This window comes from Caulobacter sp. BE254 (genome assembly GCF_031457295.1).
In the GTDB taxonomy this organism is placed as follows: domain Bacteria; phylum Pseudomonadota; class Alphaproteobacteria; order Caulobacterales; family Caulobacteraceae; genus Caulobacter.
The window spans coordinates 67,616-89,616 of record NZ_JAVDWJ010000016.1 but is presented as its reverse complement, the minus strand read 5'-3'; the positions used below and the strand labels follow the sequence as shown (position 1 = coordinate 89,616).

Below are 22,001 nucleotides of genomic sequence, written 5' to 3'. Positions count from 1 at the left end.
GCCGCCATGCTTCGTTCCGCCGCCGCCCTTTGCCTGATCTTCGCTCTCGCCGCGTGCGGGCAGGCGCCGATGGGCGCCTCCGAGGGGGCGTCGAGCGCGCCGGCCGACGCGCCGGCCTCGGCGCCGCCGGGACCGGACTTCTCCGGCGATTTCCAGCTGGTCGGGACCGAGCCGTTCTGGGGCGGGCGGATCCAGGCCGACGGCCTGACCCTGTCGCGGGCCGGCCAGCCGGATGTCAGCGCGGCCAACACCGGCGTGCGCGTCGAGGGCGACGCCGGCGTCTGGGGCGTGGGTGGCCTGGTGTTCAGGCTGCGGCCCGAACCCTGCTCGGACGGCATGTCGGACCGGCGGTACGGCTACCGGGTCGAGGCGACGATCAACGGCCAGGTCCTGAAGGGCTGCGCGGCGAGGCCGGAAGACCTGGCGGGCCAGCCCAGGCCTTAGAGCTGCGGGCGAGCAGCCGCGCCGATACCTGGGAACATGACGGGTTTCTGGCCGCGTCCGGATTCCGCCAGCCAGCGAAACGCGCCGCGTCTAGCCTCGCGGCCATGACCTCAGCGAATAACAATCCAAACCCGCTTTCCCAAACGCTCGGCGGGACCCAGGTCCTGTTTCTCGCGGCGGCGGCCGGCGTGGCGACCTCGACCAGCTACACGGTTCAACCCGAACTGGGCCGCATCGCGCAGGACCTCGGCGCTTCCCTGGCGGCCACCAGCGCGGCGGCGGGCCTGCCCATTCTCGGCTACATGGTCGGCTTGGCGCTCCTGGTGCCGCTCGTCGACCACGTGCCGGCGCGACGGCTTGTATCCGCCCAGCTCGCGCTTCTGAGCCTGTCGCTGGGGCTCGTCGCGATCGCCACGAACGTCGCGGCTTTCGGGGCGGCGCTGCTGGTCTCCGGAGTTTGCGCGAGCACCGGCGCGCAGATGAGCACCTTAGCGGGCAAGCACTCGCCCGCCAGCCGGCGCGGCCGCGCCCTTGGAGCCGTCACCGCGGGAATATCGGCCGGGGTGCTGCTGGGCCGTCTGGTGGGCGGCGGGCTGGCGGACGCGGTGGGGTGGCGCGCGATGCTGCTGATCGTCGCCTGCCTTTGCCTGGTCTGCGCCCTGGGAAGCCGCGTCCTGCTTCCACGAACCACCCCGCATCGCGAAGGGACCTATTTCGCCACGCTGGCGTCCATGCCGCGACTGCTGCTCACCCACGCCGCGCTTCGGGCGGCGGCCCTGGCGGGCGCGCTGTGGTTCTTCGCCTTCAGCCTGGTGTGGATGGGCCTGTCGCTGGCGCTGGCCCTGCCGCCGCTGCGCCTATCGCCGACGGTCATCGGCCTGTACTCGCTCGCCGGGGCGGCCGGCATAGTCGCCACCCGCGTCGCCGGACAGCTCGCCGACCGGTTCGGGAGCCCGCGGGTCGTGCTCGCCGGCCTGGTGCTGGCGCTGCTCTGCGCCTTGGTCATGCCGCTGATCCTGGGCGTCGCGCCCCTGATGCTGCTGGCGCTCGCCCTGTTCGACACGAGTCTGTTTTCAGCTCAGGTCGCCAACCAGCGTCGGGTCCTGAGTCTCGATCCACGGCGGCCGGCTCCGTTCAACAGCGTCTACATGGTCACCTATTTTGTCGGCGGGAGCCTGGGCACAGCGGTTGGCGGCCCGCTGGTCTCGAGCTTCGGCTGGCCCGCCGTCGGGATCACGGCGGCCCTGGCGATCACGGCGGCTGGGGCCATAGGGCTGACCGCACGCTGCACGCCGGCGGCGGCCGCGACGTCCGGGCACCGCTTGTCCTAACGACGGTCGGACAAGGGTGGGGACAGGCGCATGCGCCTGTCCCCTGTCGTGGTCCTAGAAGATCTCGAACAGCCCCGCCGCGCCCATGCCGCCGCCGATGCACATGGTCACCACGCCCAGCTTGGCCTTGCGGCGCTTGCCCTCCAGCAGCAGGTGGCCGGCGCAGCGGGCGCCGGTCATGCCGAACGGGTGGCCGATGGCGATCGAGCCGCCGTTGACGTTGTACTTCTCCGGATCGATGCCCAGCCGGTCGCGGCTGTAGAGGCACTGGCTGGCGAAGGCCTCGTTCAACTCCCACAGGTCGATGTCGTCGACCTTCAGGCCGTGGCGTTCCAGCAGGCGCGGCACGGCGAACACCGGGCCGATGCCCATCTCGTCGGGCTCGCAGCCGGCGATGGCGAAGCCCTTGAACAGGCCCAAGGGCTCCAGGCCGCGACGCTCGGCCTCCTTGGCCTCCATCACCACTACGGCGGCCGCGCCGTCCGACAGCTGGCTGGCGTTGCCGGCGGTGACGAAGTTGCCGGGGCCCTTGACCGGCTCCAGCTTGGCCAGGCCTTCCAGGGTGGTTTCGGGACGGTTGCACTCGTCCTTGGTGACCACGTAGTCGACCAGGCTCTCTTCCTTGGTCTCCTTGTTGACCACCTTCATCTGGGTGGCCATCGGCACGATCTCGTTGTCGAACAGGCCGGCGGCCTGAGCGGCGGCGATCCGCTGCTGGCTGCGCAGCGAATACTCGTCCTGGTATTCGCGGCTGATGTTGTAGCGCTTGGCGACGATGTCGGCGGTGTCGATCATCGCCATCCACAAGGCCGGCTTCTCGCGCATCAGCTTTTCCTCGGTGATGTGGAAGCGGTTCATGTGGCCGCCCCCCTGCACCAGCGAGATCGACTCCACCCCGCCGCCGATGGCCACCGGGGCGCCGTCGTTGCGGACGTAGTTGGCGGCCGTGGCGATGGCCTGCAGGCCCGAGGAGCAGAAGCGGTTGACGGTCTGGCCCGAGGTGGTGACCGGCAGGCCGGCCCAGATGGCGGCGTTGCGGGCGACGTTCATGCCGGTGGCGCCTTCGGGACCGCCGCAGCCGAGGATCACGTCCTCGACTTCCGGACCGTCCAGCTTGGCGCGCGACACCGCGTGCTGGATGGCGTGGCCGGCCATGGCCGCGCCGTGGGTGTTGTTGAACCCGCCGCGGTTGGACTTGGCCAGGCCGGTCCGGGCGTAAGAGACGATGACCGCTTCGCGCATGGGCGCACTCCCCTTTAAACGTTAGTTTGAATTGGCGGCCACCCTAGACCGGGATTTCCGTCCGCGAAAGGTCACGCGAACGTAAAGCAGGCGGAGTCTTGTTAGCGCTAACAGTCTCCAGGAACAGCTCTAGAGCTTGACCATTGCGCGGTGTCTCGCTGAAGAAAACGCGGGTTTTTGTTGCCCCCAGTCCACTCGCTCTCGGAAAGATCACCGCGTCGACGCCATGTTCTGGTTTGGCGTTGACTTTCACTGATTCCCCCAAGAACGCTCAGGTTGTGGCCGATAATTATAATCCAAGGCCGCTGGAAAACTTGAGCGGGAGGAATTCATGCGCCCTGTTACCCAACGCCGGCTCGCGCTGCTGGCCGCGACCGCCCTGGCGGCGTCGATCGCCCTGCCGGCGGCGGCCTTCGCCCAGCAGGTCGACACCGTCGAGGAGCTGATCGTCACCGCCACCAAGCGCGACGCCACGATCCTGGACGTGCCGTTCTCGATCAACGCCCAGACCGAGGCCGACATCCAGAAGTCCGGGGCGGTGACCCTGGAGGACCTGTCGCGCAACGTCGCCGGCCTGACGATCCAGAACCTCGGCCCCGGCCAGAGCCAGGTGTCGGTGCGCGGCGTCTCGGCCGGGCAGGTGGTCCGCGACCAGCCCGGCGTCAAGGAACAGGTCGGGGTCTATCTCGACGAGTCGGTGATCTCGCTGTCGCTGTTCACCCCGGACATCGACCTGTTCGACCTGAATCGGGTCGAGACCCTGCGCGGGCCGCAGGGCACCCTGTTCGGCTCGGGCTCGGTCGGCGGCACGATCCGCTACATCACCAACCAGCCCAAGCTGGGCGCCTATGACGGCACGGTCGAGGCCAACTTCAACACCCTGAAAGGCGGCGACGTCGGCGGCTATGTGAAGGGCGCCGTCAACCTGCCGCTGTCGGACAAGGCGGCCCTCCGGGTGGTGGGCTACGACACCGAATACGGCGGCTTCGTCGACGCTCTGGGCGAGGGCGGTACGCGCAAGAACAACGTCAACGACGGCTATCGGCGCGGCGGCCGGGCTTCACTGCTGTTCCGGCCGACCGAAGACATCAGCATCACCCCGCGCGTCGTCTACCAGAAGATCCACGCCGGCGGCTTCAACCGCCAGGAGGCCTTCAACCTGTTCGCCAACCCGTTCACCACCACCCGCCCGGCCATCACCTTGGGCGAGCGCGAGCAGTACCTGCTGCTGGACGAGAGCTTCGACGACAAGACCTTCCTGGCCGACCTGACCGCCTCGTTCGGCTTCGACGGCGTCGAGCTGACCTCGGTGACCAGCTATATCGACCGCAAGATCGCCGTGAACCGCGACGCCAGCGCCCTGACCGGCAGCGTGTCGGTGGACCTGGGCTTCCCGGCGGCGGCGGTCACCCTGCCGTCCAAGCTGGTGGACACCACCGACCTGGAGCAGTTCACCCAGGAGGTGCGCCTCAGCTCCGACAACGACAGCCCGTTCCAGTGGCTGATCGGGGCGTTCTACTCGAAGGTCGACAGGGTCTACGACCAGCGCCTGCCGACCCCGGGCTACGACGCCTATACCGACGCCACCCTGGGGGCGGGGACCTCGGCCGCCGTGGCCAACGGCTTCCCGGCCGACTCGCCCTACAACGCCGCGCTGCCCTACAAGATCAAGCAGAAGGCGGTGTTCGGCGAGGCCAGCTACGAGATCCAGAAGCTGACGATCACCGCCGGCGGCCGCTATTACGACTTCAGCGAGAACCGCCGCTTCACCTCCGGCGGCCTGTTCGCCAATGGCGACGATCAGGTCGACAAGACCTCGTCCGACGGCTTCACCCCTCGCGTGCTGCTCAGCTACAAGGCCCACCCCGGCCTGACCTTCAACGCCCAGGCGTCCAAGGGCTTCCGGCTGGGCGGGGTCAACGACCCGCTGAACCTGCCGCTGTGCACCCCGCAGGACGCGGCGATCTTCGGCGGCTTCCAGTCCTATGACGACGAGACGCTGTGGAACTACGAGGGCGGGGTGAAGGCCCGGCTGGGCGGGGTCACCTTCAACGGCGCGGTGTTCTATACCGACATCAAGAACCTGCAGACCACGCTGGACGCCGGCTCGTGCTCGTCGCGCGTGGTGTTCAACGTGCCCAAGGCCCACACCAAGGGCGTCGAGGGCGAGCTGTCGGCCCGCCTGGCGCCGGGCTTCGACCTCAAGGTCTCGGGCAGCCTGCTGGAGGCCGAGTTCGACTCCACGGTGCGCGACGGCACGGGGGCGGTGATCGGCGGCATCCGCGAAGGCAACCGCCTGCCGTCGGTGCCCAAGTTCCAGATCTCGGTCAGCGCCACCTATACGCGGACCCTGACCGCGACCATGGACGGCTACGTCACCGCCTCGTTCCAGCACGTGGGCAACCGCTACACCCAGGCCAGCGACCAGGAGAACAACCCGCGCTCGTTCGTCTCGGGCCTGCCGTTCGGCGGGGCCTCGGGCAATGACGCCACGGTGCTGAACCTGCAGCTGCCCAGCTACGACATCATCAACCTCAGCGCCGGCGTGCAGATGGACGACGGCCTGGACATCATCGCCTACGTCAACAACGTGGCCGACGAGAACGCCCTGCTGTCGTTCGACCGCGAACGCGGCGGCCGGGCCCGGCTGGGCTATTCGATCGGCCAGCCGCGCACGGCGGGCCTGACGATCCGCAAGTCGTTCTAGGTTGCGACGCGGGAGGCGGCCGGGAGACCGGCCGCCTTTCTCTCTCTTATTCTATTGTCCCGGTGGCCTGGCTTCGGCCAGCGGGTCGGCGTGGCGGTGGATCAGCTTCCAGGCGCCGTCCTCGCGGCGGAAGATCTCGGTGATCCGCAGGTGCATCTCGACCGGCTGGTCCTGACCGGCGAACCGCACCGTGGCGTGCTGCAGGCCGGTCCAGTAGGCCAGCTCGCCGCTGGCCTGGCTGTGCAGGATCTCGAGCTGGGTCTCGCCGCCGGCCGCGAAGCTCTTGGCCCCGCGGGCGTTGACGGCGGTCACATGGCCCGCGCCCTCCTCGCGCCCGCCGTTGGGCGGGAAGAAGGTGGCCGGATTGGCCTGGGCGGCGATCTCGCCCAGCGGTCCGGCCTCGCCGTTGACATAGGCCTGGGCGATGCGCCGGCGCTGGTCGAGGAAGGCGGTGAAGTCGTCCTGGTCGGTCATGAGAGCCTCCTGAAGCGTCACGCCCAGAACGCGCGAGGGCGCCAAACGCACCCTCCCTCCCTATGGGACAGGGTTCTCTATTCTGGCAGCACCGTCAGCCCGTCCGGCAGTTCGTTGCGGTCGTCGGGGCGGGGCGGGGCGTGGGCGGCCAGGATGGCGCCGGTCCGGGCGATGGCGGCCACGAAGCCGTCGGCCACGGCCCCGCGCTTGAGGCCGGCGACCAGGTCGGCCACCACCTCGTCCCAGACGCCGCTGGGGGCGGCGGCGTGGACGCCGTCGTCGGCGATCACCTCGACCCGGTGCTCAGCCAGGGCGGCGAAGATCAGCACCCCGGTGCGCTCGCGGGTCAGGTGCAGGTCCTTGGCCAGGAAATAGTCCAGCGCCGCCTGGCGGACCCGGGCTTTCTTGACGGCGGCGGGGATCAGGGCCCGGCGCACGGCGGGGATCGAGACCAGGGCCGCGACGACCGCGAAGATCGCCGCCTGCAGGCCGACATAGGTCAGGAGGGCCGAGAGGATGGCCACGTCCTGGGCCGCGGCGTGGCCGATGCTCCAGCCGCCGAACAGCCGGCTCAGCATCTCGGGCCGGAAGCCGGCCAGCAGGGCCAGGGCCGGCAGCAGCAGGGCCGCGCCGGCCGCCCAGATCAGCGGGACCGCCCGATCGTCGCCGACCTCGGGGGCCAGCACGCAATAGATCTCGCCGGCGGTGGTCTTCTCGGCCTGGGCCACCGCCTGGGCGATGCGATCCTGGTCGGCCTGGGACAACGTCTTCATCACCCGCTTCTCTCTACCAGCTGCCCGAGGAGCCGCCGCCGCCGAACGAACCGCCGCCGCCGGAAAAGCCGCCGCCTCCGCCGCCGTCGCTCCATCCGCCGCCGCCACCGCCGCCGCGACCGCCGCTGAGCAGGCCGTTCAGGATGATCCAGGGCAGGGCCGCGCCCAGGCCGCCGCTCCGCCCTCCGCGCCGGCCGAACACCTGGCTCAGCACCACGATGACGACGAACAGGACCAGCAAGGCCAGGATCGGCGACGCGCCCGCGCCGCGCTCGGCCTGGTCGGAGACCTGGAAGGCCTGGGCCGCCTTGGCCTTGGCCGCCTCGTCCGGCAGGGCCAGCTGGGCGATGATCGCGTCGGTCCCGGCCGTGACCCCGCCCTCCAGGTCGCCGGCCTTGAACTTCGGCAGGATGGCGGTCTGGATGATCACGCTGGACAGGGCGTCGGTGAGGATCGGCTCCAGGCCATAGCCGACCTCGATGCGCACCTTGCGCTCGGTCGGGGCGACGATCAGCAGGGCGCCGGTGTTGGTCCCCTTCTGGCCGATCCCCCAGGTCCGGCCCAGCTGGTAGCCGTAGTCCTCGATCTCGTAGCCCTGCAGGCTGGGCACGGTGGCCACCACCAGCTGGCGGCCGGTGGTCCTCTCCAGGTTTTCCAGCTTGGCGGTCAGGTCGGTCTCGACCTGCGGCGAGAGAATGTTGGCGCCGTCGACGACGCGTCCGGTCAGGGGCGGGAAGGCGGGGCCAGCGGCCAGGGCGGGAAGCGCGAAGATCCAGAGCGCCAGGAAGGCGAGCACATAGCTCCTCCCCCGTGAAACGGGGGAGGTGGCGTGATGCGAATACGCGTCGCGACGGAGGGGACGCTTCGCGACGGCTGGGACGCCCCCTCCGTCACGTCGCTGATGGCGCCGCGCCACCTCCCCCGCCTTGCGGGGGAGGAGAAGAGAGAGCGTGACCGCCACCTACTGCGCCGGGCCGGGCTGAGTATTGACCGTCGGGGCCGGCGGGGCGCCGAAATCCACCGTCGGCGCCGACTGGGCGCTGGCCGTGGCCTGGAACAGCTGGGCCGGCTTCTGGCTGCCATACAGGGTCTTGGCCCAGATCACGCTCGGAAAGGTCCGCAGGGTGGTGTTGTAGACCTGGGCCGTCTGGTTGTAGTCGCGCCGGGCGATGGCGATGCGGTTTTCGGTGCCCTCCAGCTGGCTCTGCAGGGCCAGGAAGTTCTGGTTCGACTTCAGCTCCGGATAGCTTTCCTGGATCATCATCAGCCGGCCCAGCACGCCCGACAGCTTGTCCTGGGCGGCGGCGTACTGCTGGAACTGGGCCGGGTCGGTGATCGTCGAGGCGTCGACCTTGACCTGGGTGGCGCTAGCCCGAGCCTGGGTGACCTCGACCAGCACGCCCTTCTCCTGGGCGGCGTAGCCCTTGACCGTATTGACCAGGTTGGGGATCAGGTCGGCGCGCCGCTGGTACTGGTTCTGCACCTCGGCCCAGGCGGTCTTGGTCGCCTCGTCCTGGGTGGGGATGGTGTTGATCCCGCAGCCGGCCAGCAGGACCGTGGCGGCGAGGACGGGGACGAGTCGGGTGAGGGTTCTGAGCATCCGCATGGGAGTCCCTTCGGGCCTGATTGGATCCGGCGTAACGCCGTGTGTCGTTTCCGGTCGGACGCACACTAAGGGCCAGCTTCGCGCCGATGCAAACGCGATGACGACCTGGGCGCGCATTCCGCCGCCATGCGTCCTTGTCGTTCCGGAATCGTCGGGCCGGCGGTCGGACGCGGGAAGCTCGGCGAACACGCCTTGCGACGATTGGTCGCCAGACTCGGCGGGCCGTTATGGCCTCGTCTTAATTACAAGCTCACCTGGACGGGCCAGGATCCTCCCATGATCACGATGGCCGTCTGCGCCGTACTGGGAGCCGTGCTGGGCCTCTACGCCAGGCCGGCCTGGCTGGGCGTGCTCATGGCCCTGGTGCTGGTCGCCGGCGCCTTCGGCGTCGAGCGGCTGTTCATCGCCCTGATCGACGACCAGCCCAATCGCGAGCGGCTGATCGAGCATCTGCGGGCGCTGTTCGGCGAGGGCTGGCTCGATATCGTCGGGCCAATGGCCGCGGCCGTGGCCGGCGCGGTCTTTGCGGCGATCATGGGCAAGGTCCTGGAGCGCGAAAGCCGCACCGTGGTGATCAACGCCGACGACATCCGCCGCAAGGCCGGCAAGGACGGCCGCTACGCCCGACTGGACGGCATGGTCCAGGAGCGATCCGTCCAGACCGCCGCCAAGAGCCGTTTCGACTCGATCCTCGGCCCCTAGAGCTCTTTTTATCCGCACGTCTTCGCGCAGGTCGGGCGCGGAGACATGGAGCCTTGGCGCGCTCGCGGCGCCAGGGCTAGGGTCCCCCCGTAAAGCTTTCGAGGGGATGCGCCGCAGATGATCACGACAAGCAGCCGACGGGCCGTGCTGGCCGGCTTGAGCGGTCTGGGCGCGACCAGCCTGGCCGGATGCGTGACCCAGGGCGGGGCCCCGGCTCGCCGCACCCCCGGCCTGATCGCGCCCGCCCCCCCCGCCTTCGTCGTCCCGCCCCTGGCCCCGCTGCGGATGAGCGCCGACCGCATCACCAGGATCACCGTCTGCCTGCGGCCGTTCCGCGCCGCGGGACCGAGGCTGGACGTCGAGGACGTCAACGGCAAACGCGTGGTCCACAACTACGGCCACGGCGGCAGCGGCTGGTCGCTGTCGTGGGGCTCCAGCACGATCGCCGCCGGCAAGGCGCTGGAGGGCGGGACCAAGGAGGTGGCGGTGATCGGCTGCGGCGCCCTGGGCCTGACCTCGGCCCTGCTGCTGCAGCGGGCCGGCGCCAAGGTGACGATCTACGCCAAGGAGCGCACGCCCCAGACCCGCTCGTTCCGCGCCACCGGCACCTGGTCGCCGGACTCGCGCGTCGCCGAGGCCGACAAGGTCGCGCCCGGCTTCCCGGCCCTGTGGGAAGAGATGGCCCGCACGTCGTACGCCACCTACCAGACCCTGCTGGGCCTGCCCGGCGAGCCGGTGTCGTGGAGCGACCGCTACACCCTGTTCGACCGCGCGGGCGTCGGCCCGCCCGCGCCGCGCCCCGGCGGCGCGGTCCACTTCGCCGAATATGGCGAGCGGCTGCGCGACATCGTGCCCGTCTCCCAGGAGTTGCCGGCCGGCTCGCATCCGTTCCCCGTGCCGCGCGTGCGGCACGCGACCTCGATGCAATTCAACGTCACCGACCTCGCCCACATGCTGACCAGCGACTTCCTGGCCGAGGGCGGCAAGATCGTCGCCATGACCTTCGACACCCCCGCCGACCTGGCGCGGCTGAAGGAGCCGGTGGTGGTCAACTGCACCGGCTATGGCGCCCGGGCCCTGTGGAAGGACGAGACCATCACCCCGGTGCGCGGCCAGATCGCCTGGCTCGCCCCCCAGCCCGAGGTTCGCTACGGCGTCTACTACAAGCACGTCTCGGTGCTGCCGCGGCCGGACGGCATCGTGGTGCAGCAGGTCGGCGACAGCGACCAGTGGGGATACGGCGTCGACGACGAGCGGCCGGACCGGGCGGAGGCGGAGGCCGCGGTGGCGACGATCGCTGAACTCTACGCCAGGGCGTCGAGCGCCGCCTGACAATCTCGGCGCGAAACAAGCGTTTCAATAAAAAATGCTCATGCGAAATAGATTCCGCTTGCGCTATTTCCGAACACTGATATCTAAGCAGTGCTTAGTTCTGATCCGACGCGCCGGTGGGGATACCGGCGCCGACATCCCCGGCTCGGAACGCCCAGTACAGCTTTTCACCGATCATTCGATCCAACTCCCTGACTACGCTGGAGGGCTCTCTGATGAAGCTCCAATCCCTGGCGGCCGTCGCCGCCCTGACCACCTGCCTGTTCGCCGGTTCGGCCTTCGCCGACGGCCGCATCGCCGTCGCCCTGGAAAACCCGCTGGCCGCCAAGACCAAGGTCGTCGCCGGCGGCGCGGTCTTCGTCTGCGAAGGCGCCGAGTGCGTCTCGACCGCCGCCCCGTCGCGGGCCCTGACCGCCGTCTCGTGCAAGGCCCTGGCCAAGGAAGTCGGCCGCGTGGCGGCCTTCGGCGGCGAGACCAAGTCGCTGGACGCCGACGACCTGACCCGCTGCAACGCCACGGCCAAGGCCGGCGTGCAGACCGCCGAGAAGTAGACGACGCACTCTATTAGTACCCGGACATCCTGGGCCCCTCCGCCCCGTCCGGCTGTTTCCTCGAACATTCGCCTGAAGGGCGGCGAGCCGGTCTCGCCGCCCTTTTTCTTCGGGCGGGTTAGGGCTATGGCATCGCCGATGACCGCTTCGACCGCCTCCTTGCTGGAAACCGCCCTGTGCGAGATCGCCGGCCCAGCGACCCTGCCGACCTCGATCACCATCGACTATGGGGCCCTGGCCCATGCGGACGCGCTGGGGGCGCCGGCCGCCAAGGCCTGGGTCGAGCGCTCGACCCGCAGCCTGGTCTTCGCCCAGGCCGAACTCCGCGCCGCCGACGGCGTCCTGGTCGCGGCCGCCTCGGCGGTGTTCCGCAGGGTCGCCTAGGACCGAGGTTGGCCGTTTCGCTTCGATCGGCTCGCCGGACCGAACCACGCGTCGGCGGATCGCGCGCGCCCACACCTGTTTTACGAAACGGCGCCGGTCCTTACGCATTGGCCTTGGTTGCGACCGCGAAGGCTGCGTGTTATCAGGCGCGCGGCTTCGGACAGGGCAGCGCGTCAGCGCCGGCCGTCCATGTGCTTTTCTAGAGCGCGCTCAAGCCTTTAAGCCGGGACGAGGGTTAATCTTCTTGTCCGCGGCGATTGCAACGCACCGGGCGGAACAAGTGGCGGACGAAACCAAGGCGACGGATGCGGGTCAGCGCTATGCGCAGTCCCTGTTCGAACTGACGATCGAGAGCAACCAGCTGACCCAGGTCGAAGCCGACCTGAAGTCGCTGCGGACCATGGCGGCCGAGAGCGCCGACCTGCGCCGCCTGATCGACAGCCCGGCCTTCTCGGCCGAGGACAAGGCCAAGGGCCTGACCGCCGTGGCCGCCAAGGCCAAGTTCCAGCTGCTGACCGCCAAGTTCCTGGGTCTGGTGGCCAGCAACGGCCGGGCCGGCGACCTGCTGGGCGCCATCAGCGCCTTCATCGAGCTGTCGGCCCAGCACCGTGGCGTCGTGACCGCCGAAGTCACCACCGCCAAGGCCCTGACCGCCGCCCAACTGAAGGGCGTGTCGGCCGCCGTCGCCACGGCCGTCGGCAAGACCCCCGAAATCTCGACCCGCGTCGATCCGTCCATCCTGGGCGGCATCAAGGTGCGCGTCGGCTCCCGCCTCTTCGACGCTTCGCTCCGTTCGAAGCTCGATTCCCTGAAATTCGCCCTGAAGCGCGCCTAAAGCTTTATAAGCGCGCCCTAAAGATAAAACGCAGAGAGCCCAAGACAGCCATGGACATCCGCGCCGCCGAGATTTCGGCCATCCTCAAGTCGCAGATCGCCAATTTCGGCGAAGAAGCCGCCGTCTCGGACGTCGGCCAGGTGCTGTCCGTCGGTGACGGCATCGCCCGCATCTACGGTCTGGACAACGTCCAGGCCGGCGAGATGGTCGAGTTCCCGAAGGCCGGCGTGAAGGGCATGGCCCTGAACCTCGAGCGCGACAATGTCGGCGCCGTGATCTTCGGCCAGGACCAGGCCATCAAGGAAGGCGACGAAGTCCGCCGCCTGGGTGAGATCGTCGACGTGCCGGTCGGTCGTGGCCTGCTGGGCCGTGTCGTCAACCCGCTGGGCGAGCCGATCGACGGCAAGGGCCCGATCGTCTCGACCGAGCGCCGCCGCGTCGACGTCAAGGCCCCGGGCATCATCCCGCGCAAGTCGGTGCACGAGCCCGTGCAGACCGGCCTGAAGTCGATCGACACCCTGATCCCCGTCGGCCGCGGCCAACGCGAGCTGATCATCGGTGACCGTCAGACCGGCAAGACCGCCGTCGCCATCGACACCATCCTGAACCAGAAGGCCGCCAACGCCGGCAAGGACGAGAGCGCCAAGCTCTATTGCGTCTATGTCGCCATCGGCCAGAAGCGTTCGACCGTCGCCCAGATCGTCAAGACGCTCGAAGAGCACGGCGCCCTGGAATACACCATCGTCGTGGTGGCCTCGGCCTCCGAGCCCGCCCCGCTGCAGTACCTGGCCCCGTTCTCGGGCTGCGCCATGGGCGAGTGGTTCCGCGACAACGGCCTGCACGGCCTGATCATCTATGACGACCTTTCCAAGCAGGCCGTCGCCTACCGCCAGATGTCGCTGCTGCTGCGCCGTCCGCCGGGCCGCGAAGCCTATCCGGGCGACGTGTTCTATCTGCACTCGCGCCTGCTGGAACGCGCCGCCAAGCTGAACGAGGACAACGGCTCGGGCTCGCTGACGGCCCTGCCGATCATCGAAACCCAGGCCAACGACGTGTCGGCCTACATCCCGACCAACGTGATCTCGATCACCGACGGCCAGATCTTCCTGGAAACCGACCTGTTCTACCAGGGCATCCGCCCGGCCGTGAACGTCGGCATCTCGGTGTCGCGCGTCGGCTCGTCGGCCCAGATCAAGGCGATGAAGCAGGTCGCCGGCGCGATCAAGGGCGAGCTGGCCCAGTATCGCGAAATGGCCGCCTTCGCCAAGTTCGGCTCGGACCTGGACGCTTCCACCCAGAAGCTGCTGGCCCGTGGCGAGCGCCTGACCGAGCTGCTGAAGCAGCCGCAATACGCGCCGCAAGCGGTCGAGGAGCAGGTCTGCGTGATCTACGCCGGCACCCGCGGCTACCTGGACAAGATCCCGACCTCGTCGGTCCGCCGCTTCGAAAGCGAGCTGCTGGCCCGCCTGCACAGCCAGCACAAGGACCTGCTGGACGGCATCCGCACCAAGAAGGCCCTCGACAAGGACTTGGAGAACACGCTGAAGAGCGTGCTCGACAGCTTCTCGGCGACCTTCGCCTAAGCCCCCTCGGAACGCTCGGAGAGAGTAGCGCCGAATGGCCAGCTTGAAGGAAATGCGCAATCGGATCTCGAGCGTCAAGGCGACGCAGAAGATCACGAAAGCGATGCAGATGGTGGCGGCGGCCAAGCTCCGCCGCAGCCAGGACGCGGCCGAAGCCGCGCGCCCCTATGCGCGCCGGCTGTCGAACGTCATCGCCAACCTGGCGGCCGGCGTGTCGGGCGACGGGGCTCCGGCCCTGCTGGCCGGCACCGGCCGCGACGATCGTCACCTGATCATCGTCGCCGCCGCCGACCGCGGCCTGGCCGGCGGCTTCACCTCGTCGATCGTCCGCGCCGCGCGCGAGCGGATCGACACCCTGGTGCGCGAAGACAAGGACGTGAAGATCGTCTGCGTCGGCAAGAAGGCGACCGCCCAGCTGCGCCGCCTGTATGGCGACCGCATCGTCGAGAACTTCGACCTGTCGGCCTATCGCCAGTTCACCCTGTCGGTGGCTCAGCCGATCGCCGACGTCGTCACCCGCCTGTATGAAGCCGGCGACGTCGATGTGGTCACCCTGTTCTACAGCCGCTTCAAGTCGGTGGTGCAGCAGATCCCGACCGCGCTGCAGCTGATCCCGGCCGTGGTCGAGGGCGCCGAAGCCGTCTCGGGCCCGGCCGCCGTCTACGAGTACGAGCCCTCGGAAGAGGCCATCCTCGAGACCCTGCTGCCGCGCAACCTGACGGTCCAGATCCTGTCGGCCCTGCTCGACAACATGGCTGGCTTCTACGCCAGCCAGATGACGGCGATGGACAACGCCACGCGCAACGCCGGCGACATGATCAAGCGCTACACCCTCGAATACAACCGTTCCCGCCAGGCCCAGATCACCAAGGAGCTGATCGAGATCATCTCCGGCGCCGAAGCCGTCTGATCAAAAGCCTAACGTAAAAAACGCACGCACGAGCACGCACGAAAGACCCTGAACGCCATGGCCAAGACCCCCGCTAAGGCTCCCGCCGCCGTCGCCAAGCCGGCCGCCGTGAAGAAGCCCGCCGCTCCGAAGGCCGCCGCCGCGGCCGCCGCTCCCGCCGTCGCCGCCAAGGCTCCGGCCGCCAAGAAGCCCGCCGCCCCCAAGGCCGCGGCGCCGAAGGCGACCCAGGCCGCCCCGGCCACCATCGGCGCCGCCACCGGCAAGCTGGTGCAGGTCATCGGCGCCGTCGTCGACGTCGAGTTCGAAGGCCCGCTGCCGGCCATCCTGAACGCCCTGGAGACGGTCAACACCGCCTCGGGCCAGCGCCTGGTGTTCGAAGTCGCCCAGCACCTGGGCCAGAACACCGTCCGGGCCATCGCCATGGACGCCACCGAGGGCCTGGTCCGCGGCCAGGCCGTGCGCGACACCGGCGAGTCGATCCGCGTTCCGGTCGGTCCGGGCACCCTGGGCCGCATCATGAACGTCATCGGCGAGCCGATCGACGAGCAGGGCCCGATCAAGTCGGACATCTTCCGCACCATCCACCGCGACGCCCCGTCGTTCGCCGACCAGACCAACACCGCCGAAGTGCTGGTCACCGGCATCAAGGTCATCGACCTGATGTGCCCCTACACCAAGGGCGGCAAGATCGGCCTGTTCGGCGGCGCCGGCGTCGGCAAGACCGTGACGATGCAGGAACTGATCAACAACATCGCCAAGGCTTACGGCGGTTACTCGGTCCTGGCCGGCGTGGGCGAGCGCACCCGCGAAGGCAACGACCTCTATCACGAGATGATCGAGTCGAACGTCAACGTCGACCCGAAGGCCAACAATGGCTCGACCGAAGGCAGCCGTTGCGCCCTGGTCTACGGCCAGATGAACGAACCCCCGGGCGCCCGCGCCCGCGTGGCCCTGACCGGCCTCTCCATCGCTGAGTACTTCCGCGATGAAGAAGGCAAGGACGTGCTGCTGTTCGTCGACAACATCTTCCGCTTCACCCAGGCCGGCGCCGAAGTGTCGGCTCTGCTGGGCCGCATCCCCTCGGCCGTGGGCTACCAGCCCACCCTGGCCACCGAGATGGGCAACCTGCAGGAGCGCATCACCTCGACCAACAAGGGCTCGATCACCTCGGTCCAGGCCATCTACGTGCCCGCCGACGACCTGACCGACCCGGCGCCCGCCGCCTCGTTCGCCCACCTGGACGCCACCACCGTGCTGTCGCGCGACATCGCCGCCCAGGCCATCTTCCCCGCCGTCGATCCGCTGGACTCGACCTCGCGGATCATGGACCCGCTGGTCATCGGCGAAGAGCACTACAACGTGGCCCGTTCGGTCCAGGAAGTGCTGCAGCAGTACAAGGCCCTGAAGGACATCATCGCCATCCTGGGCATGGACGAGCTGTCGGAAGAGGACAAGCTGACGGTCGCCCGCGCCCGCAAGATCCAGCGCTTCCTCAGCCAGCCGTTCCACGTCGCCGAGCAGTTCACCAACACGCCCGGCGCCTTCGTCCAGCTGAAGGACACCATCCGCTCGTTCAAGGGCATCGTGGACGGCGAGTACGACCACCTGCCCGAAGCCGCCTTCTACATGGTCGGCCCGATCGAGGAAGCGGTGGCCAAGGCTGAGAAGCTGGCCGGCGAAGCCTGATGACCGACGAGCACGAGCTGATCAACTTCTGCTGCGAAGAGCTCGAGGATGCGGTGTCTTCGGATCCCGAAGACGCGCTGATCGAGCACGACAGCGGGTTGATCCTGCTCAATCTGGGTCATCGGGAAGAGGGGGGTGAGACCGGCGTCGTGCTGGCCACCATCCGCTTCTGCCCGTTCTGCGGGACCGAGATCCAGACCGACGAAGACATCGAAGCGGCCCTGGGCGCCGTGGAGACACACGACTGATGGCTAAGCTGCACTTCTCCCTCGTCGCGCCAGAGCGCGAACTGTTCTCGGCCGAGGTCGACCAGGTCGACGCCCCGGGCACGGAAGGCGATTTCGGCGTTCTGCCGAACCACGCGCCGTTCATGACCACCCTGCGCGAAGGCCGGGTCACGGTCCGCGACGGCTCGTCCGTGCGCCTGTTCGACATCCAGGGCGGCTTCGCCGACGTCGGCCCGGATGGCTTCACGATCCTGGCCGAACACGCGGTCGAGGCGGCGTAAGTCCTTCGATGGCCGGGCCCGGCGGTGTCCTGCTGCTGGCCTGGATCGGCGCCTTCGCCGGACCTTTGATCATCCTGACGGCCTGGGCGCTGGTGCGGCGCTCGGGCCGTTTGCGTCTGGCCTGGACCTTGGCGGGGCTGGCGCTGGTCGCCTATGGCCTTGGGGTCTGGGCCTTCCTGATCGAGCCGCGTCTGTTGGTCGTGCGCCAGGTGACGATCGAGTCGCCGGCTTGGCGCGGTCCGCCCGTGCGCCTGGGCCTGATCGGCGACACCCATGTCGCCGCGCCCCATGTCGATCCGGCCCGGGTCGCGCGGGTGGTGGCGCGGATGAACGCCCAGCATCCCGACGCCGTCCTGCTGCTGGGCGACTACGCCGGCGGCCATGAGCCGGCCGCGACCCGGGCCGTTCCCGCCCGGTCGGAGATCCTGCGCGGGGTCGCCGCCTTCAAGGGACTGCGGGCGCGGCTGGGCGTCTACGCCGTGCTCGGCAATCACGATTGGTGGTACGACGGTCCGGCGATCGAGCGGGCCTTGATGGCCAGCGGCGCCGTGGTGCTGGAGAACCGCGCGGTGCTCGCGCCGCGGCCGGAAGGCGCCTTCTGGATCGCCGGCCTGGCCGACCTCGACTCCTTCCGCGCCGAACCGTCCTACCCCCGCGCGCTGGCGGGCGTTCCGCCGGCCGCGCCGGTCGTGGTCATGAGCCACTGGCCCGACCCGTTCGCCCAGGCGCCGGACCGTGTCGCCCTGACGGTGGCGGGCCACACCCATTGCGGCCAGGTCGACCTGCCGCTGCTGGGACGCCTGGTCCATGCGTCGCGGGCCTCGCGCCGCTGGGGCTGCGGCGCCTATGTCGATCGGGGACGGCATCTGTTCGTCACCGGCGGCCTCGGCGTCTCGATCCTGCCGGTCCGCTTTCGCGCGCCGCCCGAGATCGTCATCGTCACCCTCCGTGCGCCCCGATAGAAGAACGTCGTTATGCACAGCCTCGATATCGGGTAGCCTGACGCGCGCCATGCCGGCGTCGGGGAGAACGCGATGCGGATCGCGACGACGGTTCTGATCACGGCCCTTCTGGCCGCCAGCGCGGCCCAGGCCGCGCCCACCTATCGCCAGGAGGTGGTCGACGTCTTCAAGAGCGTCTGCCTGCCGGCCGGAACCAACGCCGCGGCGGTCGGGGTCGCGGCCGCCAAGCTGGGCTGGAAGCCGGCGCCGGCGTCGATCAAGGCGCTGTGGCAGGGCCCGGCGACCAAGGTCTGGGTGTCGCCAACGACGGCGCGGTTCTACCTGGCCCAGGCCCCGCAGGACGGTTTCTGCCAGGTCGGCTACTATGGCGGGGCCCAGCCGCCGACCGACCCGGTCGCCTTCGCCACCCTGATGCGCAACATCATGATCCATGCCGGCATCGCCGTCGGCTCGGGCTTCGTGAAGACCGCAGAGGACAACCAGCTGATGCAGAAGGGGACGTACCTCTCGCCGGCCTATCCGGGCCTGAAGATGTACGTGGTCGTCGCCAACTTCCCCGACGCGGCGACCTTCGTGCTGAGCACCGCCAAGCCCTGAGGCCGACGATGGCGCCTCGCCTTCGCCCCTGAGACGTCACGCCGCAGGCTCGCGGCGAGAAAATTACACCTGTGACCCATTCTCCGCCTTAATCGGCCACCATAAGGGTTGCGAGGGAACGCCTGTCGGTTTTAATGCCGACCTCTTGCCTAACGGGGATAACTCGACCATGCGCCTTGCGCTCGCCAGCCTCTTTGCTCTCGGCGCGGTTTCGACCGCCGTCGCCCAGGAGCAAACCGCTCCGACTGCTCCGACCGCTCCGGCTCCGGCCGCTGCTCCGGCGCCCGCCGATCCGGCGGCCCAGACCCCCGCCGCGCCGGCCGACCCGATGACGGCCACGCCCACCGTGGCCGCTCCGGCCGCCGGCCAGGCGCCGGACTATGTCGCCCCGACCCGTGGTCCGCCCACCACCGACCCGGTTTCGCTGCAGCTGCTCGGCGTGCTCGACAAGGTCTGCAAGCCGGCCGTCGTCGGCGGCGACATGCCGTCCCTGGCCAAGGCCGCCGGGATGAAGAAGAAGAAAGAGCAGTGGGTGATGGATATCGGCAAGCCGTATCTGATCGCCGTCGACAACCCCGGCAGCAACAAGAACGTCTGCACCGTCACCATTCAGTACGCCCAGGGCGACGCCCAGGCCCAGGCCCTGGCCAACGCCCTGCACGACTGGGCCACCTGGGAGAACAAGCCGCAGCTGCGCCTGATCCGCAACGACCTGACGGTCAGCGACGTCAAGCGCCTGACGGTCTCGTGGGACGACGCCTGGGCCGACGGCCACGCGGGCCTGGTCTACATGCGCCTGAAGAAGCTGGACGACAGCTCGATCGGCAAGAACTACGAGCAGGCCCGGATCCTGTACAGCACCACCAGCCGCTAAGCATCTGGCGGATCGGGGGCTTGTCCCCCGGTCCGGTGGTCCTATCTCTTCGAAGGCGCGGGGACGACCCCGCGCCTTTCGCGTTTCGGGGGACGGCCCCGCCCTGAAGTCCGGGAGCCCGTCATGGCCTGGATCATCCTTTTCGTCGCCGGTCTGTTCGAGATCGGCTGGGCCGTGGGCCTGAAGTTCACGCAAGGCTTCACGCGGCCGATCCCCACCCTGCTGACCGCGATCAGCCTGGTCGCCTCTATGGGCCTGCTGGGCTGGGCCGTGAAGTCCCTGCCGCTGGGCACGGCCTATGCGGTCTGGACGGGCGTGGGCGCGGTCGGCACGGCCATCGTCGGCATCCTGCTGTTCAAGGAGCCGGCCACGGCCGGGCGGCTGGTCTGCCTGGCGCTGATCGTCTCGGGCATCCTGGGGCTGAAGCTGTTCACGCCTTCGCACTGAACGGTCGCCGCCGCGCGCTCGCCCGGGGTCAGCAGCAGGCCGGCGTCGCGCAGCCGCACGCCGCGGGCGATGCTGGCCGTCCACCAGACGATGAACGGCGCGGCGACCAGGCTGGCCGCCGCCACCGCCAGCCACGGCGACAGGCCCGCGCCCATCAGCGGGCCCAGGGCCGCCAGGGCGACGCCGATCAGCATCTCGGGCCAGTGGAAGGCCAGGGCCGCGCGGCCGCTCAGCCGGCCCTCGTCGCGCTGCTGGGCCGACCAGCCGGCGTCGCGGCCCAGGGCCACCGACAGCAGGGCGCGGGTGTGGGCGGCCATGATCACCGGCGCGGTCAGGGTCGAGGCCAGGGTCTCCAGCCCGACGCTGGCCAAGGCCCGCCAGGCGCCGCCGAACCGGCTGGCCTGACCCTCGGACAGCATCAGGGCGTAGGACATAAGCTTGGGCAGCAGGACGAAGGCCAGGCTGACGGCCAGCACGATGGCCCCCGCCAGCGGATAGCCGCCAGCCTCGCCGGTTCGGGTGTCGGGCGCCGACAGCAGGGCGCCGGTCACCACCAGGGCGATCCACAGCGGCGCCAGGGCGTAGCTCAGCACGCCCCGCGCCAGGTGCAGCCGACTGACCGGATGCAGGCCGCGCGCGCCCAGCACGCCCAGGTGCTGCAGGTTGCCCTGGCACCAGCGCCGGTCGCGGATCAGGTGGTCGATCAGGGTCGGCGGGCTCTCTTCGAAACTGCCGGTCAGCGCCGGGGCGAGGCGAACGCCCCAGCCTGCCCGGCGCAGGAAGGCGGCCTCGACGAAGTCGTGGCTCATGATGTGGCCGCCGAACGGCTTTCTGCCTTTCAGGTGCGGCAGTCCGCCGGCCTGCGCGAAGGCCTTCACCCGCAGGATGGCGTTGTGGCCCCAATAGTTGCCGTCATGGCCGCTCCACCAGGCCACGCCCCAGGCCGCCAGCGGGCCGTAGAGGGTATTGGCGAACTGCTCCAGCCGGCCGAACACCGTGCGGCGCCCGACGATGGTCGGGGCGGTCTGGATCAGGCCCAGCGACGGGTCGCGCTCCATGGCCGCGGCCAGCCGCCACAGGGTCAGGGCGTCCATCAGGCTGTCGGCGTCCAGCACCACCATATGGTCGTAGGCCCCGCCGTGGCGGCGCACCCATTCGGCGATGTTGCCGGCCTTGCGGTCGAGGTTCTCCGGCCGATGGCGGTAATAGGCCCGGGGACCGACGCCGCCGCGCCGGAAGGCGGCGAAGCCGCGCTGCTCGTCGGCGACCACCTCGGGCCGGCGGCTGTCGCTGAGCACGACGATGTCGAACATCGGCGTCAGGCCCAGGGCGTGCAGTCCGGCCCGCATCGTCGCCAGCCGGGCGAAGAACGGCCCGACGTCCTCATGATAGATCGGGGCCAGCAGGGCGGTGCGGGTGGTCAGGGGCCGCAGGGGCGCCTGGGCCACGGTCCGCTCCCAGGTGTCGGCCCGGCGCGACAGCCACAGCCCGCCCAGGCTGGCGGCGAACGAGAAGGCCATCCAGCCGAACAGCACCAGGATCAGGCCGACATGCGCGACCTCCAGCGCATCCAGCCCGTCCTCGGCCATGGCCGCCGTCACCGCCGACACCGCCAGGCCGGTGGCCAGGGCGCAGAAGGCCGCCAGGGCCGCCCGCCGCTGTCCCAGGCCCGGAACCGGCGCGAAGCGGCGCGGCTCGGCGGGGCGATGCAGCGACTGGTCCGGCATGGCCAAGGGGGCCAGCGGCGGCGCCGTGGGCTCCGCGCGGACGTCGGTTCCGGCGAAGGAACGACGCTCCGATTCGCGTTGTTGTAGCGGATGGGTATAGGCGTGCATGAAAACCTCTTCGGCGCGGAAACACGCCGCACGCGTCAAGGTTCCTGAAGTTTAGCGACTCTATTACATTAGTGTTCTGACGCCGAATTTCTGAGCAAATCGGCCCCGAATACTGTCAAGCGCCGGTCATTTCGCCGCGCGCAAGTCAAGGAAGGGCCGTGAAAGGGCCGCAATTCGGCGGCAGCCAGGTCCTGGCGCAAAACCGGGCTCGGGACCGG

Annotated in this window: 22 protein-coding genes and 1 pseudogene; 17 read left to right on the top strand and 6 right to left on the bottom strand. The window is 69.4% G+C overall.

Annotation, left to right across the window (positions count from 1 at the left end):
- The first annotated feature begins 6 nt into the window (after positions 1 to 6).
- Both J2X41_RS22090 and J2X41_RS22085 read left to right on the top strand, forming a co-directional pair.
- Entirely contained in the window at positions 7 to 444 is a 438-nt protein-coding gene (locus tag J2X41_RS22090; protein WP_310085973.1) for a hypothetical protein, read from the top strand.
- 104 nt (positions 445 to 548) lie between these two features.
- On the top strand, positions 549 to 1,775 hold the full coding sequence (locus J2X41_RS22085) for an MFS transporter (protein ID WP_310085970.1): 1,227 nt from the start codon (positions 549 to 551) through the stop codon (positions 1,773 to 1,775).
- A 54-nt stretch (positions 1,776 to 1,829) separates the two neighbouring features.
- On the opposite strand, the gene J2X41_RS22080 is transcribed toward J2X41_RS22085, so the two are convergent.
- Positions 1,830 to 3,017, bottom strand: a complete 1,188-nt coding sequence (locus tag J2X41_RS22080) for an acetyl-CoA C-acyltransferase (RefSeq protein ID WP_028038878.1) — start codon at positions 3,015 to 3,017, stop codon at positions 1,830 to 1,832.
- A gap of 331 nt (positions 3,018 to 3,348) precedes the next feature.
- Between J2X41_RS22080 and J2X41_RS22075 the strand changes: the two genes are divergently transcribed.
- Entirely contained in the window at positions 3,349 to 5,724 is a 2,376-nt protein-coding gene (locus J2X41_RS22075) for a TonB-dependent receptor domain-containing protein (RefSeq protein WP_310085967.1), read from the top strand.
- A gap of 51 nt (positions 5,725 to 5,775) precedes the next feature.
- Here the strand turns inward: J2X41_RS22075 and J2X41_RS22070 are convergent, their stop codons facing one another.
- The 4 genes from J2X41_RS22070 to J2X41_RS22055 form a co-directional block, all read right to left on the bottom strand.
- The gene (locus tag J2X41_RS22070) at positions 5,776 to 6,198 is read right to left on the bottom strand and encodes a DUF4440 domain-containing protein (RefSeq protein ID WP_310085964.1); all 423 of its coding nucleotides are present in this window, start codon (positions 6,196 to 6,198) and stop codon (positions 5,776 to 5,778) included.
- A 77-nt stretch (positions 6,199 to 6,275) separates the two neighbouring features.
- Positions 6,276 to 6,971: a TPM domain-containing protein gene (locus J2X41_RS22065; protein WP_310085961.1), complete on the bottom strand. Its 696-nt coding sequence runs from the start codon at positions 6,969 to 6,971 to the stop codon at positions 6,276 to 6,278.
- 13 nt (positions 6,972 to 6,984) lie between these two features.
- Positions 6,985 to 7,767, bottom strand: a complete 783-nt coding sequence (locus J2X41_RS22060) for a TPM domain-containing protein (RefSeq protein WP_310085958.1) — start codon at positions 7,765 to 7,767, stop codon at positions 6,985 to 6,987.
- Between the two features lie 165 nt (positions 7,768 to 7,932).
- Positions 7,933 to 8,577 carry a LemA family protein gene (locus J2X41_RS22055; RefSeq protein WP_310085956.1) on the bottom strand — a complete coding sequence of 215 codons (645 nt, stop codon included), beginning with the start codon at positions 8,575 to 8,577 and terminating at the stop codon, positions 7,933 to 7,935.
- 276 nt (positions 8,578 to 8,853) lie between these two features.
- On the opposite strand from J2X41_RS22055, the gene J2X41_RS22050 reads away from it, so the two are divergent.
- The 14 genes from J2X41_RS22050 (at position 8,854) to sugE (ending at position 19,948) form a co-directional block, all read left to right on the top strand.
- Positions 8,854 to 9,279 carry a hypothetical protein gene (locus J2X41_RS22050; protein WP_310085954.1) on the top strand — a complete coding sequence of 142 codons (426 nt, stop codon included), beginning with the start codon at positions 8,854 to 8,856 and terminating at the stop codon, positions 9,277 to 9,279.
- Positions 9,280 to 9,396: 117 nt separating this feature from the next.
- The gene (locus J2X41_RS22045; protein WP_310085951.1) at positions 9,397 to 10,611 is read left to right on the top strand and encodes an FAD-dependent oxidoreductase; all 1,215 of its coding nucleotides are present in this window, start codon (positions 9,397 to 9,399) and stop codon (positions 10,609 to 10,611) included.
- 215 nt (positions 10,612 to 10,826) lie between these two features.
- A complete protein-coding gene (locus tag J2X41_RS22040; protein ID WP_310085948.1) occupies positions 10,827 to 11,162 on the top strand; it encodes a CC_3452 family protein in 336 nt (111 codons plus the stop codon).
- A 138-nt stretch (positions 11,163 to 11,300) separates the two neighbouring features.
- Entirely contained in the window at positions 11,301 to 11,546 is a 246-nt protein-coding gene (locus tag J2X41_RS22035; protein WP_310085946.1) for a hypothetical protein, read from the top strand.
- A 280-nt stretch (positions 11,547 to 11,826) separates the two neighbouring features.
- Entirely contained in the window at positions 11,827 to 12,381 is a 555-nt protein-coding gene (locus J2X41_RS22030; RefSeq protein WP_310085944.1) for a F0F1 ATP synthase subunit delta, read from the top strand.
- A gap of 50 nt (positions 12,382 to 12,431) precedes the next feature.
- Positions 12,432 to 13,964: a F0F1 ATP synthase subunit alpha gene (gene atpA, locus J2X41_RS22025; RefSeq protein WP_028038868.1), complete on the top strand. Its 1,533-nt coding sequence runs from the start codon at positions 12,432 to 12,434 to the stop codon at positions 13,962 to 13,964.
- Between the two features lie 34 nt (positions 13,965 to 13,998).
- Positions 13,999 to 14,874: a F0F1 ATP synthase subunit gamma gene (locus J2X41_RS22020; protein WP_310085941.1), complete on the top strand. Its 876-nt coding sequence runs from the start codon at positions 13,999 to 14,001 to the stop codon at positions 14,872 to 14,874.
- 57 nt (positions 14,875 to 14,931) lie between these two features.
- Positions 14,932 to 16,560 (top strand): F0F1 ATP synthase subunit beta, encoded by a 1,629-nt coding sequence (atpD, locus tag J2X41_RS22015; RefSeq protein ID WP_310085939.1) that lies wholly within the window; start codon positions 14,932 to 14,934, stop codon positions 16,558 to 16,560.
- On the top strand, positions 16,560 to 16,808 hold the full coding sequence (locus J2X41_RS22010; RefSeq protein WP_029910885.1) for a hypothetical protein: 249 nt from the start codon (positions 16,560 to 16,562) through the stop codon (positions 16,806 to 16,808). Before atpD ends, J2X41_RS22010 begins: the two co-directional genes overlap by 1 nt.
- Entirely contained in the window at positions 16,808 to 17,068 is a 261-nt protein-coding gene (locus J2X41_RS22005; RefSeq protein ID WP_028038864.1) for an ATP synthase F1 subunit epsilon, read from the top strand. Before J2X41_RS22010 ends, J2X41_RS22005 begins: the two co-directional genes overlap by 1 nt.
- Before the next feature lie 8 nt (positions 17,069 to 17,076).
- A complete protein-coding gene (locus tag J2X41_RS22000; RefSeq protein WP_310085935.1) occupies positions 17,077 to 18,030 on the top strand; it encodes a metallophosphoesterase in 954 nt (317 codons plus the stop codon).
- A 72-nt stretch (positions 18,031 to 18,102) separates the two neighbouring features.
- Positions 18,103 to 18,627 (top strand): NMCC_0638 family (lipo)protein, encoded by a 525-nt coding sequence (locus J2X41_RS21995; RefSeq protein WP_310085932.1) that lies wholly within the window; start codon positions 18,103 to 18,105, stop codon positions 18,625 to 18,627.
- Between the two features lie 169 nt (positions 18,628 to 18,796).
- The gene (locus J2X41_RS21990; RefSeq protein ID WP_310085929.1) at positions 18,797 to 19,501 is read left to right on the top strand and encodes a hypothetical protein; all 705 of its coding nucleotides are present in this window, start codon (positions 18,797 to 18,799) and stop codon (positions 19,499 to 19,501) included.
- A 123-nt stretch (positions 19,502 to 19,624) separates the two neighbouring features.
- On the top strand, positions 19,625 to 19,948 hold the full coding sequence (gene sugE / locus J2X41_RS21985) for a quaternary ammonium compound efflux SMR transporter SugE (protein WP_310085926.1): 324 nt from the start codon (positions 19,625 to 19,627) through the stop codon (positions 19,946 to 19,948).
- A gap of 11 nt (positions 19,949 to 19,959) precedes the next feature.
- On the opposite strand, the pseudogene mdoH reads toward sugE, so the two are convergent.
- A pseudogene (mdoH, locus tag J2X41_RS21980) lies at positions 19,960 to 21,675 on the bottom strand (glucans biosynthesis glucosyltransferase MdoH); the annotation flags it as partial.
- Between the last annotated feature and the right edge of the window lie 326 nt (positions 21,676 to 22,001).

Bases quoted from the DNA above. Each gene is read 5' to 3' on its own strand.
- J2X41_RS22035 (WP_310085946.1), top strand. From the start codon at position 11,301: ATGACCGCTTCGACCGCCTCCTTGCTGGAAACCGCCCTGTGCGAGATC.
- J2X41_RS22065 (WP_310085961.1), bottom strand. From the start codon at position 6,971: ATGAAGACGTTGTCCCAGGCCGACCAGGATCGCATCGCCCAGGCGGTG.
- J2X41_RS22055 (WP_310085956.1), bottom strand. From the start codon at position 8,577: ATGCGGATGCTCAGAACCCTCACCCGACTCGTCCCCGTCCTCGCCGCC.
- J2X41_RS22070 (WP_310085964.1), bottom strand. From the start codon at position 6,198: ATGACCGACCAGGACGACTTCACCGCCTTCCTCGACCAGCGCCGGCGC.
- J2X41_RS22080 (WP_028038878.1), bottom strand. From the start codon at position 3,017: ATGCGCGAAGCGGTCATCGTCTCTTACGCCCGGACCGGCCTGGCCAAG.
- atpA (WP_028038868.1), top strand. From the start codon at position 12,432: ATGGACATCCGCGCCGCCGAGATTTCGGCCATCCTCAAGTCGCAGATC.
- J2X41_RS22000 (WP_310085935.1), top strand. From the start codon at position 17,077: ATGGCCGGGCCCGGCGGTGTCCTGCTGCTGGCCTGGATCGGCGCCTTC.
- J2X41_RS21995 (WP_310085932.1), top strand. From the start codon at position 18,103: ATGCGGATCGCGACGACGGTTCTGATCACGGCCCTTCTGGCCGCCAGC.
- atpD (WP_310085939.1), top strand. From the start codon at position 14,932: ATGGCCAAGACCCCCGCTAAGGCTCCCGCCGCCGTCGCCAAGCCGGCC.
- J2X41_RS22005 (WP_028038864.1), top strand. From the start codon at position 16,808: ATGGCTAAGCTGCACTTCTCCCTCGTCGCGCCAGAGCGCGAACTGTTC.
- J2X41_RS22040 (WP_310085948.1), top strand. From the start codon at position 10,827: ATGAAGCTCCAATCCCTGGCGGCCGTCGCCGCCCTGACCACCTGCCTG.
- J2X41_RS22020 (WP_310085941.1), top strand. From the start codon at position 13,999: ATGGCCAGCTTGAAGGAAATGCGCAATCGGATCTCGAGCGTCAAGGCG.
- J2X41_RS22050 (WP_310085954.1), top strand. From the start codon at position 8,854: ATGATCACGATGGCCGTCTGCGCCGTACTGGGAGCCGTGCTGGGCCTC.
- J2X41_RS22075 (WP_310085967.1), top strand. From the start codon at position 3,349: ATGCGCCCTGTTACCCAACGCCGGCTCGCGCTGCTGGCCGCGACCGCC.
- J2X41_RS22010 (WP_029910885.1), top strand. From the start codon at position 16,560: ATGACCGACGAGCACGAGCTGATCAACTTCTGCTGCGAAGAGCTCGAG.
- J2X41_RS21990 (WP_310085929.1), top strand. From the start codon at position 18,797: ATGCGCCTTGCGCTCGCCAGCCTCTTTGCTCTCGGCGCGGTTTCGACC.
- J2X41_RS22045 (WP_310085951.1), top strand. From the start codon at position 9,397: ATGATCACGACAAGCAGCCGACGGGCCGTGCTGGCCGGCTTGAGCGGT.
- sugE (WP_310085926.1), top strand. From the start codon at position 19,625: ATGGCCTGGATCATCCTTTTCGTCGCCGGTCTGTTCGAGATCGGCTGG.
- J2X41_RS22090 (WP_310085973.1), top strand. From the start codon at position 7: ATGCTTCGTTCCGCCGCCGCCCTTTGCCTGATCTTCGCTCTCGCCGCG.
- J2X41_RS22085 (WP_310085970.1), top strand. From the start codon at position 549: ATGACCTCAGCGAATAACAATCCAAACCCGCTTTCCCAAACGCTCGGC.